At 48.9% G+C, this 26799-nt stretch carries 23 protein-coding genes; 4 read left to right on the top strand and 19 right to left on the bottom strand.

Features of this window, described 5'->3' with window-relative positions:
* Positions 1–344, top strand: a 344-nt coding sequence (locus J4G02_11760) for an amidohydrolase family protein (protein ID MCE2395253.1), incomplete at its 5' end; no start/stop codon positions are given.
* Positions 345–627: 283 nt separating this feature from the next.
* Positions 628–1344, top strand: a complete 717-nt coding sequence (locus J4G02_11755; protein ID MCE2395252.1) for a phytanoyl-CoA dioxygenase family protein — start codon at positions 628–630, stop codon at positions 1342–1344.
* Between the two features lie 60 nt (positions 1345–1404).
* On the opposite strand, the gene J4G02_11750 is transcribed toward J4G02_11755, so the two are convergent.
* The 5 genes from J4G02_11750 to J4G02_11730 form a co-directional block, all read right to left on the bottom strand.
* A complete protein-coding gene (locus J4G02_11750; GenBank protein MCE2395251.1) occupies positions 1405–1785 on the bottom strand; it encodes a VOC family protein in 381 nt (126 codons plus the stop codon).
* 64 nt (positions 1786–1849) lie between these two features.
* Positions 1850–3370 carry a hypothetical protein gene (locus J4G02_11745; GenBank protein ID MCE2395250.1) on the bottom strand — a complete coding sequence of 507 codons (1521 nt, stop codon included), beginning with the start codon at positions 3368–3370 and terminating at the stop codon, positions 1850–1852.
* Positions 3342–3857: a carbohydrate binding family 9 domain-containing protein gene (locus J4G02_11740; protein MCE2395249.1), complete on the bottom strand. Its 516-nt coding sequence runs from the start codon at positions 3855–3857 to the stop codon at positions 3342–3344. Before J4G02_11740 ends, J4G02_11745 begins: the two co-directional genes overlap by 29 nt.
* A gap of 57 nt (positions 3858–3914) precedes the next feature.
* Entirely contained in the window at positions 3915–6215 is a 2301-nt protein-coding gene (locus tag J4G02_11735; GenBank protein MCE2395248.1) for an ABC transporter ATP-binding protein, read from the bottom strand.
* A gap of 35 nt (positions 6216–6250) precedes the next feature.
* The gene (locus J4G02_11730) at positions 6251–7306 is read right to left on the bottom strand and encodes a hypothetical protein (GenBank protein ID MCE2395247.1); all 1056 of its coding nucleotides are present in this window, start codon (positions 7304–7306) and stop codon (positions 6251–6253) included.
* Positions 7307–7735: 429 nt separating this feature from the next.
* Here J4G02_11730 and J4G02_11725 point away from each other — a divergent pair, with 429 nt between their 5' ends.
* The gene (locus J4G02_11725; protein ID MCE2395246.1) at positions 7736–8713 is read left to right on the top strand and encodes a succinylglutamate desuccinylase/aspartoacylase family protein; all 978 of its coding nucleotides are present in this window, start codon (positions 7736–7738) and stop codon (positions 8711–8713) included.
* 141 nt (positions 8714–8854) lie between these two features.
* Here J4G02_11725 and prmA read toward each other — a convergent pair whose 3' ends face one another.
* The 13 genes from prmA to pyk form a co-directional block, all read right to left on the bottom strand.
* Positions 8855–9769: a 50S ribosomal protein L11 methyltransferase gene (gene prmA, locus J4G02_11720; protein ID MCE2395245.1), complete on the bottom strand. Its 915-nt coding sequence runs from the start codon at positions 9767–9769 to the stop codon at positions 8855–8857.
* A 67-nt stretch (positions 9770–9836) separates the two neighbouring features.
* The gene (gene dnaJ / locus J4G02_11715; GenBank protein ID MCE2395244.1) at positions 9837–10985 is read right to left on the bottom strand and encodes a molecular chaperone DnaJ; all 1149 of its coding nucleotides are present in this window, start codon (positions 10983–10985) and stop codon (positions 9837–9839) included.
* A gap of 15 nt (positions 10986–11000) precedes the next feature.
* Complete coding sequence (dnaK, locus tag J4G02_11710; GenBank protein MCE2395243.1) at positions 11001–12935, bottom strand: molecular chaperone DnaK; 1935 nt, start codon at positions 12933–12935, stop codon at positions 11001–11003.
* Positions 12928–13590 (bottom strand): nucleotide exchange factor GrpE, encoded by a 663-nt coding sequence (gene grpE, locus J4G02_11705; GenBank protein ID MCE2395242.1) that lies wholly within the window; start codon positions 13588–13590, stop codon positions 12928–12930. The genes dnaK and grpE overlap by 8 nt, the downstream gene beginning before the upstream one ends.
* A gap of 54 nt (positions 13591–13644) precedes the next feature.
* Positions 13645–14439, bottom strand: a complete 795-nt coding sequence (hrcA, locus tag J4G02_11700; GenBank protein ID MCE2395241.1) for a heat-inducible transcription repressor HrcA — start codon at positions 14437–14439, stop codon at positions 13645–13647.
* On the bottom strand, positions 14439–14651 hold the full coding sequence (locus tag J4G02_11695; protein ID MCE2395240.1) for a hypothetical protein: 213 nt from the start codon (positions 14649–14651) through the stop codon (positions 14439–14441). The genes hrcA and J4G02_11695 overlap by 1 nt, the downstream gene beginning before the upstream one ends.
* Positions 14652–14921: 270 nt before the next feature.
* Positions 14922–15821 (bottom strand): 2-oxoacid:ferredoxin oxidoreductase subunit beta, encoded by a 900-nt coding sequence (locus J4G02_11690; GenBank protein MCE2395239.1) that lies wholly within the window; start codon positions 15819–15821, stop codon positions 14922–14924.
* An 11-nt stretch (positions 15822–15832) separates the two neighbouring features.
* The gene (locus J4G02_11685; GenBank protein ID MCE2395238.1) at positions 15833–17614 is read right to left on the bottom strand and encodes a 2-oxoacid:acceptor oxidoreductase subunit alpha; all 1782 of its coding nucleotides are present in this window, start codon (positions 17612–17614) and stop codon (positions 15833–15835) included.
* A gap of 247 nt (positions 17615–17861) precedes the next feature.
* The gene (locus J4G02_11680) at positions 17862–18998 is read right to left on the bottom strand and encodes a transposase (GenBank protein MCE2395237.1); all 1137 of its coding nucleotides are present in this window, start codon (positions 18996–18998) and stop codon (positions 17862–17864) included.
* Between the two features lie 331 nt (positions 18999–19329).
* Positions 19330–19923: a HEAT repeat domain-containing protein gene (locus J4G02_11675; GenBank protein ID MCE2395236.1), complete on the bottom strand. Its 594-nt coding sequence runs from the start codon at positions 19921–19923 to the stop codon at positions 19330–19332.
* Between the two features lie 63 nt (positions 19924–19986).
* Positions 19987–21105: a 2-oxo acid dehydrogenase subunit E2 gene (locus J4G02_11670; protein MCE2395235.1), complete on the bottom strand. Its 1119-nt coding sequence runs from the start codon at positions 21103–21105 to the stop codon at positions 19987–19989.
* Between the two features lie 273 nt (positions 21106–21378).
* On the bottom strand, positions 21379–23121 hold the full coding sequence (locus J4G02_11665) for an ABC transporter ATP-binding protein (protein MCE2395234.1): 1743 nt from the start codon (positions 23119–23121) through the stop codon (positions 21379–21381).
* Between the two features lie 33 nt (positions 23122–23154).
* Positions 23155–24573 (bottom strand): pyruvate kinase, encoded by a 1419-nt coding sequence (pyk, locus tag J4G02_11660; protein MCE2395233.1) that lies wholly within the window; start codon positions 24571–24573, stop codon positions 23155–23157.
* A gap of 529 nt (positions 24574–25102) precedes the next feature.
* Between pyk and J4G02_11655 the strand changes: the two genes are divergently transcribed.
* Positions 25103–25999 carry an IS982 family transposase gene (locus J4G02_11655; protein ID MCE2395232.1) on the top strand — a complete coding sequence of 299 codons (897 nt, stop codon included), beginning with the start codon at positions 25103–25105 and terminating at the stop codon, positions 25997–25999.
* Here J4G02_11655 and J4G02_11650 read toward each other — a convergent pair.
* Positions 25996–26220 (bottom strand): hypothetical protein, encoded by a 225-nt coding sequence (locus J4G02_11650; GenBank protein MCE2395231.1) that lies wholly within the window; start codon positions 26218–26220, stop codon positions 25996–25998. The two genes, J4G02_11655 and J4G02_11650, sit on opposite strands and share 4 nt — an antisense overlap.
* Positions 26221–26799: the final 579 nt, after the last annotated feature.

Here is a 26799-nt window from a genome sequence, read left to right as displayed (position 1 = left end):
CGGCGGAGATGTTGCGCGACTACCCGGAGTCCACGGTGTTAATCGATCATCTGGCGGAGCCGCACATGGGGGATGCGGTAGAGTTTGCACATGTGTTGGATCTGGCGGATTTCGATGCCGTTTATATGAAGCTGTCCGGTCTCAATCACTTTGCTACGGATGCGCCGCTCTACTTGAGTGCACGTTCATTTACCCGTCGTGTCATCGAAGCCTTTGGACCGGATCAGATGGTCTGGGGCAGCGGCATACCCGACATAGTAGATGCACATCTATCGGAATACACGGAGGCAGACCGGCGGAAGGTGAAAGGGGAGAATCTGGCGAGATTGTTGGATTGGGATTAGATATATTATGGTGAATTCTATAATTACTTATACACCTTCGATGCACAGTCAACCCCCTAAATCCCCCTTATCAGGGGGACTTTGGATACTTCGCGAAGGTCAGAGTTATTGGCGAATGCCTACTTATTTACAGACTTCACCATAAAAGGGGAGAGGTTCACGTTAAAAAAGGTGTAAAGCACAAAAAGAAACCGGGTTTTGCCGAAAAAACTCGGTTTCTGTTGCACTATTTCTTAACATGAGCCAAGGAAGAGAGGATTTCTGATGGAACGTTTTCCTATTTTTGAATCATACAAATTTGGTGAGGAGCAGAGGGCAGAGATGGACCGGGTCGGTGACGCCGCAGGCGTGTGAACGGTTGACCGAATCGCTATCGTACATCCAATCGCTGGTTCCAAATGCGACCGAGGGACATGAGCCGAATCGGTTTGCTGCAGAATACGATGGCTTCTTGGAGAGCTTGATTGGTCATCCGCAGATGCTCACGCTCGCCCGACAGGTACTTGGGGAGGACCTCCGCTACGACCACTGTGTGACGCTTAACCGACCGGGTGGTAATCAAGGGACTCGTTGGCATAGTCACGAATACTCGGACGACGATCCCAGTTTAGGATTCATACGTATCTTCTTTTACGTGAATGGGTTTGATGTGGATGACGGTGGGTTAAAGGCTGTGCCGGGGAGTCATCTGTATCGGGACCCGAAGATTCATTTCCAGACGGATGAGGAACTGCAATCCGGATGGATGGCGGACAAAAAGCACCCGCTTACCGGTGAGCCGTTGGAGATAGAAGACCTGTCCGTTCCTGACGGCACGGTGGCACTGATGTGGACACACGCGGCGCACGCTGTCAGTCCGAGACAACCCAATAGCGATACACGATGGACGGTGGTTTATGCCTACCGTAACCCGGGTAGACCCTCTGCAGCCCGTTGGATTAGTGAGGAGTTTGAGCGTAAGCCTATCGACGGGGCTGAAGGATTGATGAGTCTTTATTAGACAAATGTCGATTTTGGAAAATCTGACCTACAAGACAGCTAGGTCAAATTGGTTAAAACATCAAATCTCGGCATAGACTTCGAGCATATTTCCTTCAGGATCGGCAAAGTACACCGTTCGGTGTCCCCTCGGCTGGTCGGTAGGTGGCTCAAGGATTTTCACGTCTTTGGCGACGAGTTGATTGTAGCACAGATCCACTTCGGGCGGTGATACTAGAAAAGCGAGCTGCACACCGGGTAGATCTGGACGAACACCGTTCCCGTCATAATATCGGGTGCGCTTGCGCAGCGAAAGCAGCACATCGCCTGCACGGAATGTCAAGCCTGTCTCAGACTCAGAGACCACCGGAAAGGGGAACAGATCGCGGTAGAACGCTTTCATAGTCTCTAAGTCGTCACAGAGAATGATTGCGTAGTTGAGTTGTTTAACGGGGGTAAGCACGGTTGAATCCTCGATTTGATGACTATTCAGGCAAGATTGGGATCGAGAAATGCCTTGAAGTTCCTCAGAACAGAAAACCTGACTCAAAGAGGTAGGACATCTTGGTAAGCACCGCCCGCTCGCCGTTAGTGCTGTCGGCGAATACGAGGAAGAGGCGGCTCTCTGGAGTGAAGCGGTAATCAAAGACGGAATTGAAGTTGTACTTGACCTCGTGAGACATGCGCTCATCCACCCGTTCCACGAAGATTCGCCATCCCATCCGTCGGGTGAATTGGTAGTTGGTGTTCACGCCGACGATGAGTGTATTGCGATTTTCACGCCAGAAGAAATTGCTCCCGTTCACGCCAAAACTGAGTTTGCCGAAAAGATTGACGTTGGCAGAGACTCGCGTGTACCGGCTATATTTGTTTTGACGGGGACCGAAGCGGTTATAAAGTGATAGGCGTCCCCATTTGGGACGGTAGCTGATATTTGTGCCGATATATTGTCTGTCGTAAAGTGCTCCATCCTCGCGTCGCGTTCCGCTGCCAGCAAAGGTATACAGATCAAATCTACCGATATCAACCCCGCCGGACAACCCGATACGCCGGTCCCACAACAGATGCTGTCCGTTGAGTTTATAGAGGTGGTAACCACTTACGTAGTATCCGCGGACGAGGTTGTCTTTGTCGAATTGATGTTTGTATCGCAAGCGGCCAAATGTCTTGCGGAATGCCTCATCTTCTAACCCCATCTCGTTGGGGCGAAAACCCTCTGGCATATCTTCGACGCGTGCTTGGGCACCCCAACCGCTCTCATGATCCCAGTCCATGGACGCGTGGAACGCTGAGTGCATCTCACCGTGGATCAGATCCGTCACATATTGACCCCGAGCAGTCACGTCGCGGTTGAGAGCGAATCGACCATCTAACGAAACCAGTGTCACATCTCGGTCTTCCTGATGCTTCTGCAATCCCATCGCGCCAATTACGGTGCGCTCACCAACATTTCGGCTAATTCGCGTAGCGAAGAGGTTCGCCTGCTTCTTCTGGTCATCGTCGTAGCGGTCGACCATCGTTCCGTAGGTATCGATGAAGGCAAAATTGTAGTCCCCAACTTTTCCTGTTGATTTCACACCGTAATCGATATCCTGAACCCGGCGGCTGTAAAATAGGTCAAGTGGCATTTCAAACAGTTCCGACCCTTCTCGGAAAAACGGACGCCGTTCCGGTAGATACATTTCCCGATCGCTTGAGACGCTGATGCGCGTTGAGTCGCTTTCCAGTTGTGAGAAGTCTGGGTTAACAGTCAGATTTGTGGTGATGTTCGTCGAGAACGGGATGGCAATGTCTAAGCCGGCATTCATATCGAGCGACTCGCCTTCCACCGAGCGTTGGGTGACGTAGGGCAGAATATCGATCTTTCGATCTGCATTCACTCTGCTGAATTCGAGGTTCTCCAACTTGCCGAACTCCGAAACTCGACTAAAATCGTCTCCTGTATCCGCCCACGTATAACGGGTCCCTTCCATCGGATGGGGTCGCGCAAAGTTGATGCCCCATGTCGTTGCTTCGGGATCAAAACGGAGTTCGCCAATGGTTTCCATTCTTTTGGACCTTTGCCTCCCAGTTCGCATCCCACGCTTGGTCAAAGTTGCTTTCGTTGCTGATTTTCGCGTCCATCTGGGTTCCCAGTGTATTGACCGCCAGCACATAGCAGTTGCGCTGATCATGATAGGTATCCAGCAACACCTGAACCGTATCATCCCGCCAGATGGGGGCATCGCGGCGCGTTTGCGTCTCGCGCAAAGCCTCCATATTGGGTTCGTCGCAACGTACGCCGACATAAAGCGTACTTTCATCATACAGTACCATCGCCTTGGTGCCCAATTCTGCAGGGACGCCGTGTGCACCTTCCACGCGGTAAAAATTGTCCGCGATCTCAGCTTCCTCCCAGACACCATCACAGAGCGCTCCGTCAATAATAGGCGGCGTATCGAGCCATTTGGCTTTGATAACACGACCGGAACTTTGACTATCAGCAAAAACTGACGACCCTAAACATACCGTTATTATTAAGATCGCCAAGCTCATCCATTGTTTTCGTTGAACATTTATCCACATTGTTATCACTACTATCTCCTATCTTGCTTACCAAGAAGAATCGTCAATCGAATCTGTTTTTTTGAACTGTTTACGATACATATCTGCGTACATCCCATCCGCATCTAACAACTGCTCATGGGTGCCCACCTCAACAATCCTGCCCTCTTTCAGCGCAATAATCATATCCGCATTCAGGATGGTTGAAAGTCGGTGTGCGATGACGAATGAGGTTCTGGACTGCATCAACCGATCTAGTGCCTCTTGAATCTGTGATTCAGATTCCGTATCCAAGTTGGAGGTCGCCTCGTCCAGAATCAGGATGCGCGGGTCTCGTAAAATGGTGCGTGCAATGGCGATGCGCTGTTTCTGCCCGCCAGAGAGACGCATTCCGCGTTCCCCAACCTCTGTCTCATATCCCTCTGGCAACTGATCGACAATGAACTGATGTGCGTTAGCGGCGAGGGCGGCTTGCACCACTTCTTCGTCCGTGGCGCCGAGCTTGCCAAATCGTATGTTCTCGGCAACTGAACCCGCGAACAAGAAATTATCCTGCAACACAATTCCCATCTGATTTCGCAGCGACTTAATCGAAACGTCGCGGAGGTTATGCTCATCCACGAAGATATTCCCCTCCACTGGATCGTAAAATCTGGAGATTAAGTTCGCAATGGTAGTTTTTCCACATCCCGATGGTCCAACCAACGCCACCATCATCCCCGGCTTGGCTTCAAGGTTGATATTGTGCAGTACCGGGTTCTCTGGTTCATAATGGAAGGAGACATCTTCAAACTTGACATGGCCGCGAATGTTGGTAAGGTTTATCGCGTCGGGCGATTCTTCAACGGTCGGCTCCGAATCGAGCAGACCGAAGACGCGTTCAGCCGAGATCATCGCCTCTTGAATCTGTGTGTTGACCCGAATCAGGTTCATGATTGGCTCTTGGAGGCGTTCCATAAACTGGTAGAAAGCGAGCATTGCCCCGATGGTAAAGTCGCCCTGAATGACCAAGTAGCCTCCATAACAGAGGACCGCAGACCTGCCGATTGACCGGAAGAAGAGTGCAACTCGCCCCATCGCTGTTTGGGTTGCCATGATTTTGATTCTTGATTCAAGGGTCTCGCGCATATTATGGAACAGCTGTCGCTCATGGTAACGTTCCCGATGAAATGCCTTGACGACCTTTGCCCCCGCGACCGCTTCGTACATCCCCGTTGCAATGTCCGCCCACTTGTGCCGCCATTGACGCCACATCGGACGCAGCCGTTGAATGAAGATGTGATAGTTCCCGATGATTAGCGGGAAGATCAGCAGTGAGAAGAGGGTCAACTTCCAATTCCAGTACAGCATGAGGCCAAGCATAAGGATGAAAGTGACCGCATCGGTTACGATTCGAATCGTTGTTTCGGTGGCGAGATTCCGCAGCGAAGCGACATCCTCCCTGACCCGTGAGATGATCTGTCCCGTCCCTTGGGATTCATAGAATTGCATCGACAGCGACTGTAGGTGAGAGAACACCTTATTTCTCAAGTCAAATAGGATACGCTGACTGACCCATGTCATCACGTAGGTGCAGAGGTAGGACAGGACACCGAAAATCGCATAGTAGATAACAATAACAAAAAGGATAACAATCAACCAATCGACCAGGGTGTAATGGAATTCACGCCCTATCAAGGTGTGTGCAAGCGTTGCGACATAAACCTTGATTTCACCGTCGGCGACGTACAGCTTACCGTTTTCTTTCCAGATCGTATGCTGCTTTTCGTTTGCCCTATCAATGACGAGCCAACGGCTGCCTGCCTCTTCAACTGAGACAATTGCCTTTGAAGATAGCAGAATGTCCCGATCCCTAAACACTTTATGCAACTTTTTGGAGGCTGCATCGAACTCCTTACGCAAAGGATCCGGCATCCTTTGCAGTTCCGCTAAATCGGTCACACCCTCAAGTTTTTCTAAATACTGCTTCTTCTGGAAATCTGAGTCAAGCCGAAACACCTTCTGATTGATACGGTATTTCTGATCCGTTTCGGTGTCGTTGAGCTTCCATTTTTCTCCCGGCTTTTCAATTGAAACGACAGTGCTTGAGGAGAGTGAAATCCCTGCTGCCTCAAACTCCTGCCTTAGCCTGTTAGAAAGCCTTACCTGATTGTCTAAATCATCCCGAAACATCAAATTGACGCTTGCGAGTGGCTTGTTAGCGGGCATCAAAATGTCATCAATGACGAACTTCTGAACAAGCGGCATGAATAGGGGCGATTGCCCGACAAGCACGACCAAGAAAAAACCCAGAATCAGTTTGGGTATATAAGGCTTCGCGTATGCAAATAATCTGAAAAACTGTTTCATCGCGGACCTCCATGGTCCTACAATTCAATCACCACTTACATCTTCGTCTTTTCGCTAGTTTGAAGCACGTCCCGAATCTTTCTGGTTGCCTTTGTCTCCGCTACGACGGTTTTTTGGAGCACTTTGATCGCTGCGCGACATTTCGGCTTGAAGTGACTCATCGCTTCTTCCGGGGTCTGTGCCTCTCGATTCGGGTGCATCCAGAAGTGCATTCGGGATAATCCCAAACCGAGTCGGACTTTCGTTTTGTCATCCGTCGGCGCATCTTCGCGCTCTTCAAGTGAAGGTAGTAACCGTTGAACAGCTTTGAGCAATCCTACAACCTTCTGGTATTCAGCGATTGCATCATCGAGATGCTCTACTTCCTCATCTTCAAGGTGTTCCCTGATTATCTGCAGATAGTCCGCAGCTGCGGTTCGTGCTTCAATGAATTGTGTCAGCGGTTGTCCGCTCCACTTCATAATTCGACTCAGCAGACCGCTCAAGTGAGCAATCAGTTCGTCATAGGCTGCGAGACCGATTGCACAACCGTGAATCTTTCGGCGAGTCTCTGCCATTTTTCTCGCGACACGCAGGGTTCCTAGGGCTGCGTCGCGACCCTTGGGTTCGCGCTCACGCTCGCCGATCACAAATTGGTAGTAGCCGTGGGGACCCAGTTCAAGAAATCCACCGCTCGGATGCCATTCTTTGTGGAGTTCTGCGGTTTTGATCTGATACCGGGAACCGTTCTGGCAGATAAGGGTTTTTGGTCCATCGTCCCGGGTCAGGAACGGACAGGAGTCGTCGAACGGCAGTAATGTCGGCTTTCCTGCACGCGTATTTTCTTGGAGCCGTTCTGACGCAGCCTCATAGGTGTCATCGTATGAGACTTCGAAGCTATAACCGAGCGCCCTGCAAGTTGCGCGCAGTGGGTTGTGGAAAAAGGTATTCATCCCCGCTTCAGGGTCAGTGCGGTTGTAAAAGAAACGGAAAGCTTCACCGGACGCCCCCATCAGATAGGTGTATGAAACATCGTCCTTACGGTACTTCAAGGCTTCTTGGACAGTGTGGATGTAATCTATGGGTCGTGTTTGGGTCACTGGTTGATTCATTGTTACTTCTCCCGGCTGTTTTCAGCCTTTGTGTTGAGTTTTCCCCAACATAAAATGATGGAGTGGAGTAAAATTGTCTCCACCATAGCGATACAGGGCGACTATTACGCATAAACTGTGCCAACTTCGCACCGAGACGCATAAACGGGCTTGAACCCTTGTTATGATTGGATCTTCAAGGAGAGAGCGTGGGCCCGAATGGAATATTTGAATCGTTACAAAATGTGACAGTCAAGGGAGATTATTTGGAGAAAAAGGTGGGCTGCAGCGCATCAGCACTGACTTTAGGCTTGATGTGTTGCATTTTGCAACACGATGCATTTTGTAACGGTGTGGTATGAAGCGTGGAGGTATTTTTCCTATTGTCAATCACCGATGGGAGGTGTTAAAATACCGCTGAACGTGGAGAAGGGAAACGCACAGGTGGACATGAACCGAGCCAAACTTGTTGTCGGCTCGCTGATAGCGGAACCGGGGCAAAGTGTCGAAGGGCATCTAAAGGCAGGGAATATGCAGGATGGTACGCCCTTCCGATTGCCGATTGTTTTAATGAATGGTGCCCAGGGTGGAAAAACGCTCTACCTACAAGCAGCGAGCGATGGGGACGAACTCAACGGAATCGCCGTCATTCATGAGATTTTACGTCAAATTCGCCCCGATAATCTACGAGGTCAGATTATTGCTGTTCCAATTGTGAATTTCCACGCTTTTCACGCCAGACAAGCCCACAGTCCCGTTGATAATATGAAGATGAATCGGTGCTTTCCGGGACGCCCCGATGGCACCTCCAGTGAACGAATTGCTTATAAGCTCTTTCATACGGCTGTCCGCCAAGCCGATTACTGCGTTGATCTGCATCAAGGTGGAGTCCACCCGATGATCAATGAGGTTCGAGTACGCGTTGACCCAAAACACCCGCAACATGCGGCCTGTCTTGAGCTAGCTCGTATATTTGGGATAGGTTACATCTTTGATCAGAAGGGACCGAAGGGTCAACTCGCTCAAGCGGCACCTGAGATTGGTATTCCAACGATTGATCCGGAGTTAGGTGGGTGTCACGGTTGGGACGCTGCTAGCATTGCAAAGGGGGTGCAGGGGGTGCTGAACCTCCTTAAATACTACAACTTTATTGATGGTGAACCGAAGCTGCCCCAACGGCAGGTCATCATCAACAAGTTTGTGTCACTTTGTAGTGACCAAGGTGGTTTTGTGTACTACCAAGCGGACCTGTATGATCAGGTTGAAGCGTATCAGCCGATTGCAGAAATCTGCGATGTCTTTGGTCATTTGCGAGAGACTATCCGGGCTCCTGAAAGTGGCATTTTTTGGTCGCGCCCAGTACATCCGATGGTTGCCAGCGGTGAATCGGTTGGGAAAATCGGTATTCCGTCTGACTACATCCAGTAGAGGGTGGAAGACGAGAGAACGAGATGACGAGAAAACGGGCGGAATTTAACGCAAAGTCGCAATGGCGCAAAGACACAAGGGAACCCCGAAAGCGGGAAGACGGGAAAACCGGAAAACGGGACAGTGAATTATCGCGTTTTCTCACTTTTTCATTTGTGCTAAAATTCCAACCCAATTTTCCCCGATTTGTATCAACTCATGACTTTCTGTCAGTCCACGGATCTCAAGCACTCGGAAGCCGTTTGTCTCCAACTGCGCTTCGATCTGTGACGCTTCCTGCGCCAGAATCCCTGACAGTATCAACCGCCCCGCTGGTTCAAGGAATTTCGGACATATAGGAATCATCGGCAGGAGAACTTTCGTCAGGATATTGGCAACAATAAGCGGATATTTTTGTCTTTCAAGCGCGTTCAGCCCGTTGCCCTGATGTAAACGGATGACTGATTCCACTTTGTTGAGTTGAATGTTGTTTCGGGCAATAGGAATTATTGTCGCATCCAAATCAACGGCATCAACCCGCTTAGCGCCTAGTTTGGCGGCTGCAATCGCCAAGATGCCAGAACCAGTGCCAATATCGGCGACAGCATCAGCACCTTTAATGGAGATCTCCAATAGTTCCAACGCCAGTTGTGTTGTGGGATGTTGTCCTGTGCCGAATGCCATACCCGGATCTAATCGGATTAAGACCTCAGATGGTTCGGTCACAATATCCTCCCATGTTGGTGCAATGACTAAGCGCTTTCCGATCTTTTGAGGTGGGAAAGCTGATCTCCACTGCTCTGACCAATTATCTTCCTCAATGGACTCTAGTGTGACCTTTGCAGGCTGCGTATCAATCCCCGCCTGAATTAAGTTGGCGAGAAATTCACGCAGATCATGGACGCGCTCATCAATGAGGTCGTCCGTTGGGAAGTAGGAGATTAGTGTGACAGAGGGAGAATTTGGGGCGGGGTTGTCTCTTATCTCGACGCCCGTTGCATCGCGTTCAAAGAGATAGTTTGCAACAGCCTCCGACGCTTCTTGAGAAGTTGTGATTGTTACTTGAGCCCATTTCATAGCTCTTTGATCAGGGAGTTCGCTGCTGCGACTGCACTAGCCACACAGAACCGTTGACCTTTATCGTTCACTCATCTTTGTCTTCGTTGTGGTCATCATGGCGGTGGAAAAATTTGTCACCAAGTTTATCGAAAAAGCCTGAATGTTCTTCGCCTTCACCGCGAACCTGTAAAAATGTTTCCAAGAGCTCCTTCTCCCGCTCTGTCAGGTTCGTTGGGGTTTCGACTTGGATCTGAACAATGAGATCCCCAGATCCGTAGTGGTTGTAGTAGGGAACTCCCTTGTTGGGAATGCGTAACCTCGCACCGTACTGTGTGCCACTGGGAATCGTGAGTTTGATAGTGTCATCAATTGTGGGGATTTCAAGCGTGGTGCCGAGTGCAGCTTGTGGGAATGAGATCGTTACTTTCGTTACCAGATCATTATTTTCTCGCACAAAGAGGTCGTGGGGAGCTACGTGGATGATAACAAAGAGGTCGCCGGGCGGTCCTCCGTTGACTCCTGCTTCGCCTTCACCCCGCATCTGAATCTTAGCGCCGGTGTCAACCCCCTTGGGGATGCGAACCTTGATTTCACGAACCTGCCGAACAAGTCCCTGACCGCGACATTCGTTACAAGGTTTCGGAATCACTCTGCCTTCACCTTGACAGCGTGGACAGGTGCGCGACATACTGAAAAAGCCTTGTGTCCGTGTGACTTGCCCACGCCCAAAACACTCTGGACAGGTCTCCGGTTTGGATCCGGCTTCGGCACCGGTGCCGTGACAGGTTTGACAAGTCTCCAAGCGCGGAACATCAATGGTCATGGTTTTTCCGAGCATAACATCTTCTAAGGAGATTTCCAAATCATATTGTAGACTTCTGCCACGTTTGGGCCCGCCCTGCCTGCGGCTAGAGCCGCCAAATCCGAAGAGATCTCCAAAGTCACCGAAAATGTCCCCGACGATATCCTCAAAATTACCGAAGTCAACTCCACCTGCCCCCATCATTCCTTCTAGTCCTGCATGACCAAACCGGTCATAGCGGCTACGTTTCTCGGAGTCGCGCAATACCTCGTACGCTTCGGTTGCCTCTTTGAATTTTTCTTCGGCTTCTTTATTATCAGGATTCTTATCAGGGTGGTATTTAATAGCGAGCTTACGATAGGCTTTCTTGATCTCATCTTCGCCTGCGTTTTGACTGACATTGAGTACTTCATAATAGTCGCGTTTTTGCACCATGGATCCCCCCCACTATTTTTTCTCTGTCTTATCGTCCGTGTTTTGGTCAACAACTTCCGCTTCAGCGTCAACAACATTGTCGTCCGATGTTTCTGTTCCTGCGGTCCTAGCTTCTGCTTCCGCTGTTGCCCCGGATTCGGCTGCTGCTTGGGCATACATTACTTCTGCTAATTTATGACTTGCCTGCGTTAACGCATCGGTTTCCGTCTTAATGGTTTCGATGTCATTCCCGTTCAATGCTTCCCTTAATTTCTCGATTGCACTTTGGACTTCGTTGAGATCTTCTTCAGAGATCTTATCCCTATATTCGTTGAGAGATTTTTCCGTGCTATAGATTAACGAGTCGGCACTGTTACGAGCCTCGGCTTCCTCTTTTCTTTGCGAATCTTCTTCTGCGTGTTCTTCGGCGTCTGTAACCATCTGATCGATCTCCTCGTCGGATAGGCCGCTTGAGGATTCGATCCGAATTTTCTGCTCTTTCCCTGTCCCAAGATCTTTCGCAGAAACATGCACAATGCCATTGGCATCAATATCAAACGTCACGTCAATCTGTGGTACCCCGCGCGGTGCGGTGGGAATACCTATCAGATCAAATCGACCAAGTGTACGATTGTAGACTGCCATATCACGCTCGCCCTGCAGCACATGTATGCTCACAGCTTCTTGGTTATCTGACGCCGTTGAAAAGGTCTGACTTTTCTTGGTCGGGATGGTGGTGTTTCGTTCGATCAGGCGCGTGAAGACACCGCCCAGTGTTTCGATGCCGAGAGAAAGGGGTGTAACATCAAGCAGTAGCACATCCTTGACTCCCTCATCGCCGGATAGAACACCGCCTTGGATTGCTGCCCCAATGGCGACGACTTCATCGGGGTTGACCCCTTTGTGTGGCTCCTTACCGAAAAACTGCTGGACGACTTCCTGTACCTTTGGCATTCGCGTCTGACCACCGACCAGTACAATTTCATCGATGTCCGATGCGTGCAACTCGGCATCAGCAAGGGCTTGGCGACACGGCTCAATTGCCCGATCAACGAGGTCTGCGGTAAGTTGCTCTAGTTTCGCACGCGTGAGCGTTAGATTAAGATGCTTGGGCCCACTTGCGTCTGCGGTAATAAAAGGCAGATTAATTTCTGATTGTAGTGCCGTTGATAGTTCACACTTCGCTTTTTCTGCTGCTTCCCTAAGACGTTGGAGCGACATTGGGTCCTGACGCAAATCTATACCGTTCTCGCTGAGGAATTCTTCGGCTAACCAATCGACAATTTTCTCATCGAAGTCATCACCGCCTAAATGCGTATCCCCATTGGTGCTTTTGACCTCGAAAATACCTTCACCAATCTCAAGGATCGAGATGTCAAAGGTGCCTCCGCCTAAATCGTAAACGGCAATTTTCTGGTCGGTTTTTTTGTCTAACCCGTAAGCGAGAGAGGCGGCTGTCGGTTCGTTAATAATTCTCAGTACTTCAAGTCCCGCGATTTGTCCAGCGTCTTTGGTAGCTTGGCGTTGTGCATCATTAAAATATGCGGGAACCGTGATGACGGCTTGCGTCACCGTTTCACCGAGATACGCTTCCGCCGTCTCCTTCATTTTACGCAAAACGATCCCAGAAATCTCAGGTGGTGCGTGCTCACGATCGTCAATCTTGACTCTCGCTTCGCTACCGCTTCCCTCAATTACGGCATAGGGCACCCGCTGCATCTCTTCGCTAACCTCATTATAGCGTCTCCCCATGAAACGTTTGACCGAAGATACGGTGTTCTGGGGGTTTGTTACTGCTTGCCGTTTCGCAACCTGTCCAACAATCCGCTCTCCCTCTTTCGTAAAGGCGACGACAGAAGGGGTGGTGCGATTACCTTCAGCATTTTCGATGACCTTCGGTTCTCCGCTTTCTAAAACTGCCACACACGAATTCGTTGTACCGAGGTCTATGCCGATTACTTTACTCATTCGCTTCTTCCTCCTCGAGGTTCGGGACATCACTTTCCGCAACCTGTTCGCCTTTTCCCTTAGAGACCGAAACCATCGATGGGCGAATCACGCGATTACGTAACATATATCCTTTCTGCCACTCTTCAATGACTACATTTTCGGGGACACTTTCTGATTCAACGTGCATCACCGCTTCATGTTGCATGGGATCGAACGGTTCGTTGACGGCTTCAATCGGAGTTACACCGCGCTTTTCAAGGGTGCTGAGAAGCCCCTTGTAAATCATCTCAACTCCTTCAACGAGAGCGGCGACATCTTGGGATTCTTTTGTCGACTGGATTGCTCTTTCGATACTGTCTATTGTTGGAATCAGCTCTTTTGCGAAGCTTTCAAGTGCGTATTTTAAGGATTCCTCTTTTTCGCGTTCAGTCCGTTTTCTTGAATTATCGAGCTCCGCGATTGTACGGAGCGTCTGATCGTGTTGTTTCTCGGACTCAGCCTTGTATGCCTCATATTCGGCCGTGAGATTGGCAAGTGCTTCTGCTTCAGGCGAATCCCCCGATTCAGCCTCTGCGCCGGACTCTTCTGCCTCAGAAACCTCTGATTCCTCCGAATGGGCTGTTTGCGTTTCTATTTCTTGTTCCTCGACATCTGTGTTTTTTTCTTCTGGCATGCGTATAACCTTTCTAAGGAATAGCTACAAAATAGCTCCTATATTTTGCCGATACTAAAGTGATTCTTCAAACAGTTCACTAATCATCTGGGAAGTAAATTTGACAATCGATACGATGCGTGGATACGCCATCCGGGTCGGTCCAATAACACCTATTGTCCCAAACTGATTCTCGTGCACCCGGTAGCTTGATCTGACGACACTGCACATCTCCATGCCTTCACAGCCGTTTTCGCTGCCAATAAGCACCTGAATTCCGAGGGGTTCTTGTTGAGAAGACAACAGGTCGGCGATCTGCTCCTTTTGTTCCAAGACCCGAAATAGCGATTCAATTTTCTGAATTTCTCCAAACTCAGGATGGCTAAAGAAATTGGAGGTGCCATCGATGTAAACATGAGACTCCTGTTCTAGCGCAAAAGTATTTCGTGTAACAGTTGCTATTGGGTCGGACGGGTGTTGATCGAAAACCGCTTTCAATTTCACAGGGTCTTGTGAAATCTGTCGTATCTGCTTCAACGGCAGCCCTGCTAACTTTTCATTTAATATCCTGTTTATCCGGTAGAGTTCCGCATCGGGCAGATCTTTAGGAATGGAAACGACCTGATTTTTGACCGCTCCAGAGGCCATCAATAAAACGGCAAGTATATGTTCGCTATCAATCGAGATAAGTTCAAGGCGACGTAGAATACTCTCGTGCAGCTCTGGGCTCAAGACGACGCCGATATAATGGGAAATTGCGGACAAAATCTTGGAGGTTTGTTCCATAACCTCTTCAAAATCGCGACGAGATGAGGCGTATCCGTCTCGGATAAACTGTTTCTCCTTTTGACTCAACTTCTGATCGGTCATCAGGCTGTCGACGTAGACGCGATAACCTTGCTCGTCAGATAGCCAAGTTCCTCGAGATCTGCCATCGTATTCCGCAGCGTCGCCGCACTTAACCCCATATCGTAGTCCCGCACAATTTTCTGTGAACTGACGGGTTCTGCTGTCCGGTTATAGCAATCGACAATTGCTTCCAAAACGGTATGTTTTCGAGAGTCCAGCGTAGGAGTTATCAACGGGATCGCCTCAATTCGCAGAGTTATTAGCACTCTGCCTTTGAGAGTGCTAATAAATTAAACTACCATTTTTCAAAGGGATTTGTCAAGCAAAAAGGAAACGCAGCAGACGGGAAATTGGTTACATCATGGGACTCGGAACAACCCATTGGCTGCAAAAAGTCCCATGAACAGAAAGAAAAACAGCCTGAAATAAAATTAACAATTTCAGGCTGATTTTCGGTTATAACTGATATAGATTGTGTCAAGTTGAGTGCTTCGCGGACTGGTTTACATCATCCGTTTGACGATTGATTCGCCTTGTTCTTTTGTAATGGCGAGATCCGTTTTTCTGCCGAGAGCACCTTCCTGTAAGACCGGTTCGAGGTCTTCGAGCGCGGGACGACTTGTGTCCTCATAAAACAAGCCAATGGGAATCTCATCCCCCCAAATCATGGCTTGCTCAAGGGCTGCTTGCGTATTCGTCGGATCATGCTCTTCCTCTTCGAGTTTCCGCACATGCTGCTTGAAGTAAGCGAAGGTGTTATCCTTATTGAAGGTGATACAGGGACTGAAGACATCCACGAACGCAAACCCGTTGTGTTCCATACCCCTGTACAGCAGTTCGGTGAGATGCTTCGTGTCACCGCTAAACCCTCTGGCGACGTAGGTGGCACCTGAAACGATCGCCAACGCGAGCGGGTTGATGGGTTGTTCGACACTGCCAAACGGCGTACTTTTGGTCTTCATACCCATTCGGCTTGTGGGTGAAGCTTGACCAATCGTCAATCCGTATATCTGGTTGTCCATCACGATATACAGGAGATCGATGTTGCGGCGCATGGTATGCATGAAGTGGTTTCCGCCAATACCAAAGCCATCGCCGTCGCCTCCGGTGACGATTACTTTCATATCGTGGCTGGCGAGTTTCACGCCTGTTGCCACGGCAAGAGATCGACCGTGAAGGGTGTGCATCCCATAGGTGTTGAAAAATCCGGGCAGGTTAGACGAGCAGCCAATTCCGCTGATCGTGATGAACTCGTGCGGCTGGCGTCCGGTCTTGGCGCATGCCATCTCAAGGGATCTTAATACGCCAAAATCACCGCAACCGGGACACCAATCTGGGGAAACGCTTCCCTTAAAATCCTTCGCTGTTGGAGCCGCTTTTATGGGCTTTCCATCGTTTGCCATCTTATTCCTCCTTAAACTACAATTTCTTGATACGGAATATACAACTCGGTCTTACCCGCCTCAATCTCTTTAGCACCATCAACAATGTGGTGCGGCATGAATGGCTCACCATCATATTTGCGAATATGGCCATCAGTCTTGAAACCGGTTTCGCCACGCAGGAAGCGTGCAAATTGACCCGTGTAGTTACACTCGACGATAATTGACTGCTTACATTCCGAGAGGATCTCATTGACCTTCTCTTCGTCCATTGGGTAAAGCCATTTGAAGTGGATATGGTTGACGCTGTACCCTTCAGCTCTCAACAGACTGGCAGCTTCCCCAATGACACTCTTCGTAGATCCCCAACCGATCAGGGTGAGTGCTGCGTCTTCAGGTCCCTCAACGGAGGGAGGCGGTAACTCAGCAACGATACCATCCATCTTACGCTGCCGTTTTTCCATAATGTCTCGGCGTATGTGTGGGTTCGTGAACTCATCGCTAATCAGTCCACCATCCTCGTCATGTTCATCAGTGGCAGCAACGTAAACATGCCCCGGCGTTCCGGGCAACGCTCGCGGGGAGATTCCGCTGTCGGTAATCTTGTAACGCAGGTACTTTTCGTCTGTATCGTTGCTTTCAGTGATGATCTCGCCACGGTCGATCTCCTGATCCCACTTGATAAGGGCTGGATCGATATTCGTGTATCCCATAGAGAGTGTGAGGTCGGAAATCACCATCCCCGGACACTGATATTTATCAACCAAATTGAAGAGCTCTGGAATCACATCGAAACCATCCATGATACTGGTCGGTGCGGCAATAATCTTCGGGAAGTCGCCTTGGCTGGCGCCCAGCACCTGCCATAGGTCGCCTTGCTCGGTCTTGGTCGGTAGCCCGGTTGAAGGTCCACCGCGTTGGACATTAATAATAACCACCGGAATTTCCATCATCCCGGCACTGCCAATAGCTTCGGTCATCAGTGCGAAACCGCCGCCGGAGGTTGCACACATAGCGCGACACCCTGAATGAGCGGCACCGATTGCCATATTTGCAACACCGATTTCGTCTTCAACCTGCCGTACCATGATATCCAAATCACGTGCGTTTTCAGCCATCCAGTGCAGCACACCGGTCGAAGGGCTCATCGGATAGGCGCAATAGAATTTGACGCCGGCTGCCGCTCCGCCCATTGCCATCACCTCATTGCCAGTCGTCACTGCGAGCGGCTTGTCTTGTATGGGTAGTGATGTGGGGAACGGTGTGAAATGTTCGGTAGCATGGTCGTATCCTGCTCTGGCGATGCCGACGTTTTCGTCAACAACTGCCTGACCTTTTCGCTGAAACTGAATCGTTAAAATATTTTCCAACTGTTCCAAGCCTGCTCCAATCATGTTAAGCGCGGCACCGAGTAACAAAGTATTCAACATGATCCGGTTTCGGCTATTGTTGGACAGTTCCTTAAAGGAGAGTGGGCATAACTGAACGTTCTCTGGAACATCCGCTCCGGGCTTCGTGTTATCGCTGTTGTAAAGAATTGCGCCACCGGAGACGATGTTCTGAAGGTGCTTATCCATTGCGTCTTGGTTCAACGCGATGACCAAGTCGATCTTATCACCATGGTTTGCAACGGGTTCAGAACTGAGTCGCATGGTTAAAAAGGTGTGGCCGCCACGGATGAGGGATTGATAGGCACTGTAAGTGAACGCATAAACGCCACGACGCGCGCAAATCCTCAACAGTAACGGTCCACTACTCTCAATACCTTGGCCGGGTGCCCCACCCATACCAATGGCAAAATCGTAATTTCCCATTTTATATCCTTTCTATCGTAGGGTTTCCATCTATCTGAAAGTCGCAGAGTAACAAAGCCAAAGTCCCCCTACATGCGTGAGGGAGGAGTCATTTGCTTTTGACTATACCAAAATCAGGCGTGCATGTTCAAAAATTGGTTAACTATTTAAGCGGATACAAGTTTTTATGGTTGATTGACGTACTCCCACAGCCTAAAGGGTAGGGATTCTTATCTGTCCCCATCCGATAGGCTGTCGAATTGTGCTATCAACAAGGATTGCCCGGCGAACCGGGGCTTATGTCCTCTCCTTCATGGGTTGACGCCCCAACCCGAAAGATGTTAATTGCAGCGTTACGGTCTCGGTCATGGACTGCGCCACAATCGTTGCAACGCCAAGTTCTATCACGCAAGTTCAACGTTTGATTGACAGTACCACAAACTGAGCAAGTTTTACTGGAAGGATACCATTTATCAGTGAAAGTGATTTTGACACCCTTTTTGGGGGCAATATACACCAATTTCTTAACGAAATCGGCAAAGCCGAGGTCGCTGACTTTACGTCCCCAAAGCGACTTCATACCTTTGAGATTCAAATCCTCAAGACAGATTTCGTCGTGTTCATCAGTGAGTTCATGTGCTAATTTCCAATGGAAATTTTCCCGTTGGCGTTCAACCTTACGGTGCTTGCGGGCTAAATCAAGCCTTGCCCTTGCCCGGTTGTTTGAACCTTTCTGTTTTCGGGAATGGTTTCGATTCGCCCGTTTGATAGCGTTGAGACTGCGTTTGAAAAACTCGGGTGATTTTATGTCATATCCATTTGACCCAGTGAGAAAACGCTTTAGACCAAAATCGAACCCTGCGATTTTACCCGTCATGAGCCGATTGAGGACTGGTGCCTCATAGTCTGTTAAGATACAGATATAGACATCACCGATAGCGTCCCGTTTAATGGTACAGCGTTTTGGGGTGCCTAACACATCACGGGACTTGAAATAGGAGTAGATACACTTTCCTATTTTGATGCGATTGCCCGGCCGGAGTTTCCAACCGGCTTGAAGCAGTGTGAATGACTTATACTTGCCACGCGACTTGAAACGAGGACGCCCCCATTTCTTACCATTGGATCTTGCTTCAAACATTGACCGGTAGCCCTTGTCAATACGGGAGGCGACATCTTGTATGGATTGGCTTGGCAATTGATTCCAATAAGCAAACCGAGGCAAGCGTTTCAGTTTAGAGATATGGTTTATCAATCTAAACTTGCTAATATACTTACCATAGATGGCATAGTACCGTCGCTGAAGGGCAACGCAATGATTCCAGACGTGAGCGTGTCCGTCTATCGTCTTGTGCAATTCACCATTACCGTGATTAGAATACAACTTGAACCTGTAGGTTTTCATTATGGATTATTTTTATGTCTTTCATGACCGGTCAGGGGGTGGGAAGCACCACTGAGCAGTGGCGTTTACCCTTCCCACGAAAGACAAAACAATTATACTATATTTCACCTACTATTTCAACACTTTTTGTCTATTAACGCGCTTTGGCTGACTACAGCCCCAACCTAAAGGATGGGGTCTTGTCAGCAAGATTGATAAGGTCTGGACAGCAAAAAACCATATTAAGCATACCACATCCTACCTTATTTTTCAAATGAATTCTATATAACTAGCGACAGCCCGTGTCTTCGTTGAGAGAAGATGTTTTTTTCAATAAGCAACAATTCTAATTTTACAGTTCGCTTAACGCTTTTTCTGCTTCAGGTGTTCCAATCTCTGACAGTGCAAAAGCGACATGTTGACGAACCCGATCGGACTCATCAGTCGAGGTGGCTATCAAAGCTGGCACAGCGTCGCTCGCAGCTTCACCGACATTTGCCAGTCCAACCGCAGCGTAGGTCCGAATCTCTATTTCATCGTCACCGAGTGCCTGAATTAATGCAGGCACAACTGCATGGGTAGAATTTCCAATTGTGCTCAACGCACGGACAGCATATTCGCGTACGGGGTCATAGGTGTCATTTAATGCTTCAGCTAAAGCCGAAACCGCAGGTTCTCCAATTCGAGCAACGGCGTCGGATGCGTTGAGCGCAACATGTCTGAATTCATGGGCAAACGTATCTATCAAAGCAGGAACGGCGGGTTCTCCAATCTGTGCTAAGGCGTCAGCTGCACCATCGCACACATCCCAAATCACGTTTTCTAACGCCGCTATCAGGTCAGGCACCGCAGATTCACCAATCTCAACCAAGGCTGCAATCGTCGCTTCTCGATCCTCGTCATATTCCAACTGTTCAATCAATTCATCAATATCGTAATCTTCCATAAAATATCCTTAGCAGCGTCTTCTGAGGGAATTACCTTCTTTTCTTCAGTTTAGACGTTTCGTTTATCCTTCGAGTGCGAGTAAGAAAGGATTTTCCAACACGTCAATCAACCGACGCAAAAAACGGGCTGCATCGGCACCATCAATCAAGCGGTGGTCGTAGGAAAGGGCAAGCGGCAACATCAGACGCGGCTGAAATTGGTCATTGATAAATACCGGTTCAATCTGACTGCGGGAAACACCGAGAATGGCAACTTCGGGGTAGTTGATTATCGGGGCAAAGTTTGTCCCACCGATATTGCCAAGGTTGCTTATCGTGAAGGTTCCACCCTGCATATCTTCCAAACCGAGTTTCCTATTTCTTGCCTTCTCCGCTGCCTGATTCAACTCAATCGCTAATTCGGTAATGTTTTTCTGATCGACATTGCGGATAACGGGTACTAGAAGCCCTTGCGATGTATCGACAGCTACACCGATGTGATAGTATCGCTTGTAGATAATTTCTGCTCTCTCCATATCCACGCTTGCGCAGAACTGCGGGAATTGCTTCAACGCACCTGCAGCAATTTTGAGGAGTATTGCCGTGATTGTGAGTTTACCACCTACAGCCTCAACCTTTGAGGTGTGCTGTTTGCGGAGTTTTTCTAATTCTGTGATATCCGCCTTATCGAAATTTGTGACATGTGGGATCGTCCCCCACGCAGTCGCCATATGCTTCGCAGTAGCACGGCGTATCCCTCCCAATGCAACTCGCTCAATTTCACCCCATTTTGAGAAATCTAGTAGTGGCTCGTCAGTTTCAGTGATCCGTTGCGTTTCGACTGACGGTATAGCCGGTGTTTCCTCCCGTTTTTCCGCTCTAGTAGTTGGGGGTGACACGACCTCGGGTGCGGGAGCAGTTTTCTGTGGCGTCTCTGGAGATTCGATCTTTCCTTCGCCCATTCCCTCCGTGTCAACCGTGAGAATCGGCTTTCCGACCTCCACGATTCCACCTTCCTCCACATGAATCGCCGTGATGGTGCCGCTGATGGAAGAAGGTATTTCGATAGCAGCTTTATCCGTTTCAATCTCCAACACCGGCTGATCAACTTCGATTGTGTCACCGACAGACACCAGCAGGGCAACGACATCGCCGGCGTCAATGTCTTCTCCGAGTTCGGGGAGGTTAAATTCGGTTGTCATATCTGTTATCCGTGAGGCGTAAAACGTGAAACGTAATGCGTAATAGAATCGATTCCGTGCCGATCCCGATTCTCGTGTCCCGATACATCGTGGATTCTCGCTTCGCGGGAGACTCCGATCTGACCGGAGGAATCCCGATTTGTCGGGAGGTCCAAAACGATATATCTGCTACTAGCAACTTGCTAAGATACGTTAATTATACATTCTGCTCGCTTCATGAGTCAACTGAGGGAGGCAATAAGAGAAAGTCCCTGCGATTTGCCGAAGGAACTATCACACGATTACCTCTTCCAGCCCTGTTTTGAGGAGTTGTGAGAATCGCGAATTTGGGTCTCCGACAAGATATTCTCGCTCCCCGTGTTCTTGGACTGCACCATCTTCCAAGATCATTATTTCATTGACTCGTTCAACAGTGCCAAGACGATGGGCGATGATAATTCCTGTCCGGTTATGGAGCAGCTTCTGAACTGCGCGATCAATCTGTTGTTCGGTTGCTGGATCCAGTCGAGACGAAGGTTCGTCAAGGATAATGATTCCCGGATCTTTGAGAAATACCCGCGCAAATGCGAGCAGCTGCGCCTCTCCAGCGGAAAGCCCTCCAGCAGTGATTACGGTATCAAGCCCGTCTGACAACGACGCATACCATTCTGACAACCCGAGATCTTCGATGACTGCCAGAATCTGCGAGTCAGTGATTTCAGAGTTGAAAAGCGTGATGTTGTCCCGGACAGATGCATAAAATAGCTGGACATCTTGTGTAACTAACCCCACATTTTGACGTAAGTTGTCTCGCTGTAACTTCATTATCGGCATGCCATCCAGGCGGATTTCGCCCATATTTGGCTCATAGAACCGAAACAGTAAGCGAGTCATAGTTGTTTTTCCGCTGCCTGTCCGTCCGAGCAGACCGAGGACTTTGCCCGGCGCTAGGTTAAAGGAGATCTTTTTTAGAACCGGTTCGCCTTCATTGTAGTTGAATGTCACCTCATCAAATTCGATTGAGATTGCACCTGAGGTGGGAAATGTTTCCGTTCCATCTTGAATGTGAGCGGTAGTACGGTGCAAGGCTTCGATTCGCTTTAAACCCGCTGCCGCCTTCTGAAGATCGTTAAGTTGGCGGCCGATCTGGTCAAGGGGCTGTCGGAACATGGCAGTATAATAGATGACCATGGTAACTGTGCCAATGGTAAACGTTCCCTCTCGAAAGATATAGATACTCATACCCATTGAAATCGCAAGGCCTATGGCAAACATAATCCTCGTGGTTGCTTGCACAATCTCGCCCATAATCTGCGCTTTCAGTACCCGTCTATGAGCATCGCTATTAACATCGTAAAACCGATCCATTGTATAAGCGTTTCCGCCGTTGGTCCGAATATCTTCAATCCCGATCAGTCGTTCTTCGATGAAGCCATACAGTTTGGCATATCCCTCTCGCTCGGCGGTATACGCTGGAACGGCGATACTTCGTATGAGATTGCAGACGACAAACGCAATAATTACAAACGCTGTTAGCACAACCCCAACTCGCCAATCCTCTCGGAAAAGCACGATGAGGACGCCAATTAGTAGGAATGTGTTGCCGATGACCTGTAGTACAAATTCCGAAAAGAAGTTTGAGAGTGCTGTTGTGTCACCGTCCACGCGTTCGACCATCTCTCCAGGGGTATACTGGTGATGGAACGACATGTCAAGATTCAGGCAGTGAAACGCCAAATCCTCTCGCATCCGATTGGTTACCCGCCAACCTACATCCTGACCCAAATAGGAACTAATCAGCATGATGATTTGCCCAAAGATACCAATTGCAAGAAATAACCCACCCGCAATAATCAGATTTCGGAGTGCGCCACCTGCCTTTGCCGTGTCGATGAAGTAACGAAGAATTTGGGGATTGAGCAGACCTAAGCTAATCCCACCAAACATGGAAACCGCAAGCAGCGTCACCCGAAACCATAGGGGTTTGAGGTAGTGGACGAGTAGTGAAACGTATTGTCTGAGTGGTACTTTTTGCAAACGGGTGTTGTCCTTTCGTCAGAGTGAGTCATCCTAGAGGATATCTGCTTTAATCATGTTCGTCGTTCCCGGCACGTCCGCCGGTATCCCCGCGATAATGACCACCTGATCTCCCACGTGCGCAAGCCCCGATTTTAATACAGCTTGCTTCGCACTTGTAATCATCGTGTCTGTGTCAGGCGCGAATTCAATTGAGATGGGGAATGCTCCCCAAAAGAGCCCTGCACGCCGGAGTGTAGATTCATAAGGACTGACAACTGCAATGGGTGCGGGTGGGCGATACTTTGCCACCAACCTCGCAGTTTGACCTGATCGTGTACAGCAGATAATGGCTTTCGCACCGATTTCTATAGAGGTGTGGCAGGCAGCGTGCGCAATGGCGTCCGGCACACTCTCTTCAAGGGTGATTGGCTGGCGTTTGAAATATTCCACGTAGTCAATGGTAGTTTCAGTTGTCGTGGCAACTTGAGCCATTGTTCGGACCGCGTCGGAAGGGTATTTGCCAATCGCGGTCTCTCCGGAAAGCATTAAAGCATCCGTGCCATCGAGAATTGCGTTAGCGATGTCTGTGACCTCTGCTCGTGTGGGACGTGGATTGACAATCATTGATTCAAGCATCTGGGTTGCAGTGATGACTGGCTTACCCACAATGTTTGCCCATTTAATAATCTCTTTTTGGATAAGCGGTACTTCTGGAAGGGGGACCTCTAACCCCAAATCCCCTCTAGCGACCATCACACCGTCTGCTTCAGTGAAGATTTTATCTAAGTCATCCAATGCCTCACGTTTTTCCAGTTTGGCGATGATCGGTATATCAGAATCGTGTTGTTCGAGGATCGATCTGAGGTTCTGTAGGTCTACGGCATTTCTAATAAAGGATTGGGCGACCCAATCAACTCCGTGATCAATTCCAAAGCGCAGATCCTCGACATCTTTTGGGGTTGGAATGGGAGTTTGTAGTGAGATATCGGGAACACTGATCCCCTTGTTTGAACGGAGCATCCCACCAGCGATGACTTCGCAGATGATGTCCGTACTTGTGGTCGAAATCACGCACAACTCAATCTCTCCATCCGCCAATAAAATGTGATTCCCCGATTTAACGTCCGCAACTAATGCGGGGTAGCTGATCGATACGGTATTGAGATCGCCAATGATTTCCCGTGTTGTGAGGGTGAACTTTGTATTTGGGAATAACTCAATTGGCTCGTCCGAGAATTTGCCGATTCGCATCTTTGGTCCCGATAGATCTTGCAAAATTGGTATTCTCACGCCAAGCTGCTTGGATACTGCTTTCAGATGGGCGATGGTTTGCGCATGATCGGCGTGTGAGCCGTGCGAGAATGAGATTCTTGCGACATTCATCCCTGACTCAATCAGTGAGCGTAACATTTCTGGTGAGCTGCTAGCGGGACCGATCGTACAAACAATATTTGTGCGTTTCCGTTGCATATTATAATTTGATTGTGCTATACATATATCGCCCCTCTGGGGCTTTGTAGGTCGGGCAAGATGCCCGCCCTACGGGTATAGGGGTCAATTTTATCGCGTCGCACATAATTATCAACTTGGGTTATTATACCACACGGCTAAAGTGAGACAAGCAAATTTGCCTTACTTGTCGGGTCATTTATAGTGGATCTTAGCATTAATGAGATACTCCCAATGCACAGCACCCCCCTAATCAGGTGGAAGCGAGGAAGCGGGTATGTGAGGGCGCGAGTGTGTGACGAAGCGAGTCCCGGCAATGCCGAGGATCCCGAAAATCCGGAGAAGTGTGTAAAAACTCGTCCTCTCACCTCCTCGTCGTCTCTGGTTCTCAGGGGGACTTTGGAAACTCCGCGTAGGTTGGAGTTATTGGGGCTTTATGCTAGTTAACTCCCCTCTTTTTATGGAAACTAAAAAAAGGGGAGTTAAAAAGTCCTCCAGTCTGTTACTATAGATGGAGTTGACAACCCATCTAAAACTGGAGGATACCGCTATGATAACCGATTTTGATGACCTGTGTCTATGGACTTATGTCATTGTTGATGACATTGTTATAAAACTTGCACCCTCACTCCGACGCCCCGGGCCCTGTCCCGATTGTAGCGATAGCAAGTTAATCACTATGATATTGGTTGCCGAATGTAAGGGGTGGGACATCGAAACCCAACTGCTATCCGACTTTAGCCAACACCCGACTCTGTTCCCTCAGTCCCGATTCAACCGGCGCAGACGCAACTTGGGGAAAATCATCAATCAGATTCGGCAGATGCTCTTGTCAGACATTGAAGGCACTGAACAGAAGTTATGTGTTATTGATAGTTTGCCGATTCCAGTCATGCAGTTTCATCTTGTCCCTTCGTCATCAAATGATTGGTCATGCTATGGTGCCAATTATGGTCGAGTCGAATCAACCAAACAGACCATCTTCGGCTATAAACTGCATCTGTTAGTCACCGCAAGGGGAGTGATTGTTGATTTTGCACTGGCGCCCGCTTCTGAAACCGATTTAGCGGTTGGCAATGAATTGCTCTGTGGACACTACGATAAGCAAGTGATAGGGGATAAAGCCTATATCAGCACTGAAATCAAAGAACAATTAACCCAAGTCAACGGTATCGAGTTAATAACCGTCCCCCGTCGAAACCAGAAACAACAAATCTCCAGACAAACAAAGCGGTGGATTAACCAAGTTAGGCAGATAGTGGAAACCGTTAATGGGCAATTGACTGAACAATTTCATATAAAGAAGAATCATGCACATACGTTCTGGGGATTATGCACGCGGTTATATGCTAAACTCACCGCTCATACACTTAGCATTTATCTGAATCAGCTAACCAAAAAAGAGGCGTTTTTACAGATGAAAGCGTTGGCTTTTCCAGCTCCTTAGGAACTAGCATAAGGCCCTAAGAGTGTTTCTTTATAAGCGCCATCAGGTCCATGGCAGATCAGGCAGCTCTGTTGAAAGATAGCGTAGGTGTCAAGGGCTATCTGTTGTTGGGCGGATATGTTTTGAGAACCAACGATGAATATCAATAGAACGATAAGGGCGATGCGATGCTGATGCTTACAAATCTCAATCGAATTGAGAGCTAAATGACGCTTAAACATAAAGAGGGTTTCCTAATCTGATAGTTTGCAGGGGTTACGGCATATTGTTTTTGAAGCCCGATTCATCGGAACGGAGTATGCTTACTCCTTTGTGGCAACTTGCGCTATTTTATCAAGATTGATACCTCCAATCAAGCGAAAAAGTGATTGGGTTAGGGCAATCGTATCTGTATTGTCTGAATCGTGGATTGAGCGGATTGTACAGATTCTTGTCTGAATCAGGATTAACAGGATAAGAAGTGTCAGGATTCGGCGATCCCTCCCCGATGGATCGGTTCCGGCGTAGCCGTGAATCCTCGATGAGTCTCCGATTGCATCGGGACGGGCGGGAGATGCAAGGGTTAAATGACCCTAGCCAAAAAAATTGATACTTGATTTCGAGGACAAACTTTGCTACACTCTTTGGACGTTTCTATACCTGATAATTGGTATAAATTTTTTGGCATAGCGGTCATAGTATCCTTTGGTGCTAGTTTAGTGAGAAAGTTTTCTCCACATTGTTCAGGAGTTCATTGGTTCATTAGTCGGTTGGTTGATTCATTCTTCTTATGTTCCCCCTTCGGATGCACATGTCGCCCC

This window comes from Candidatus Poribacteria bacterium (assembly GCA_021295755.1).
In the GTDB taxonomy this organism is placed as follows: Bacteria; Poribacteria; WGA-4E; order WGA-4E; family PCPOR2b; genus PCPOR2b.
Note: the sequence above shows the minus strand (reverse complement) of the source record. Positions and strands in the feature narration are given on the sequence as shown.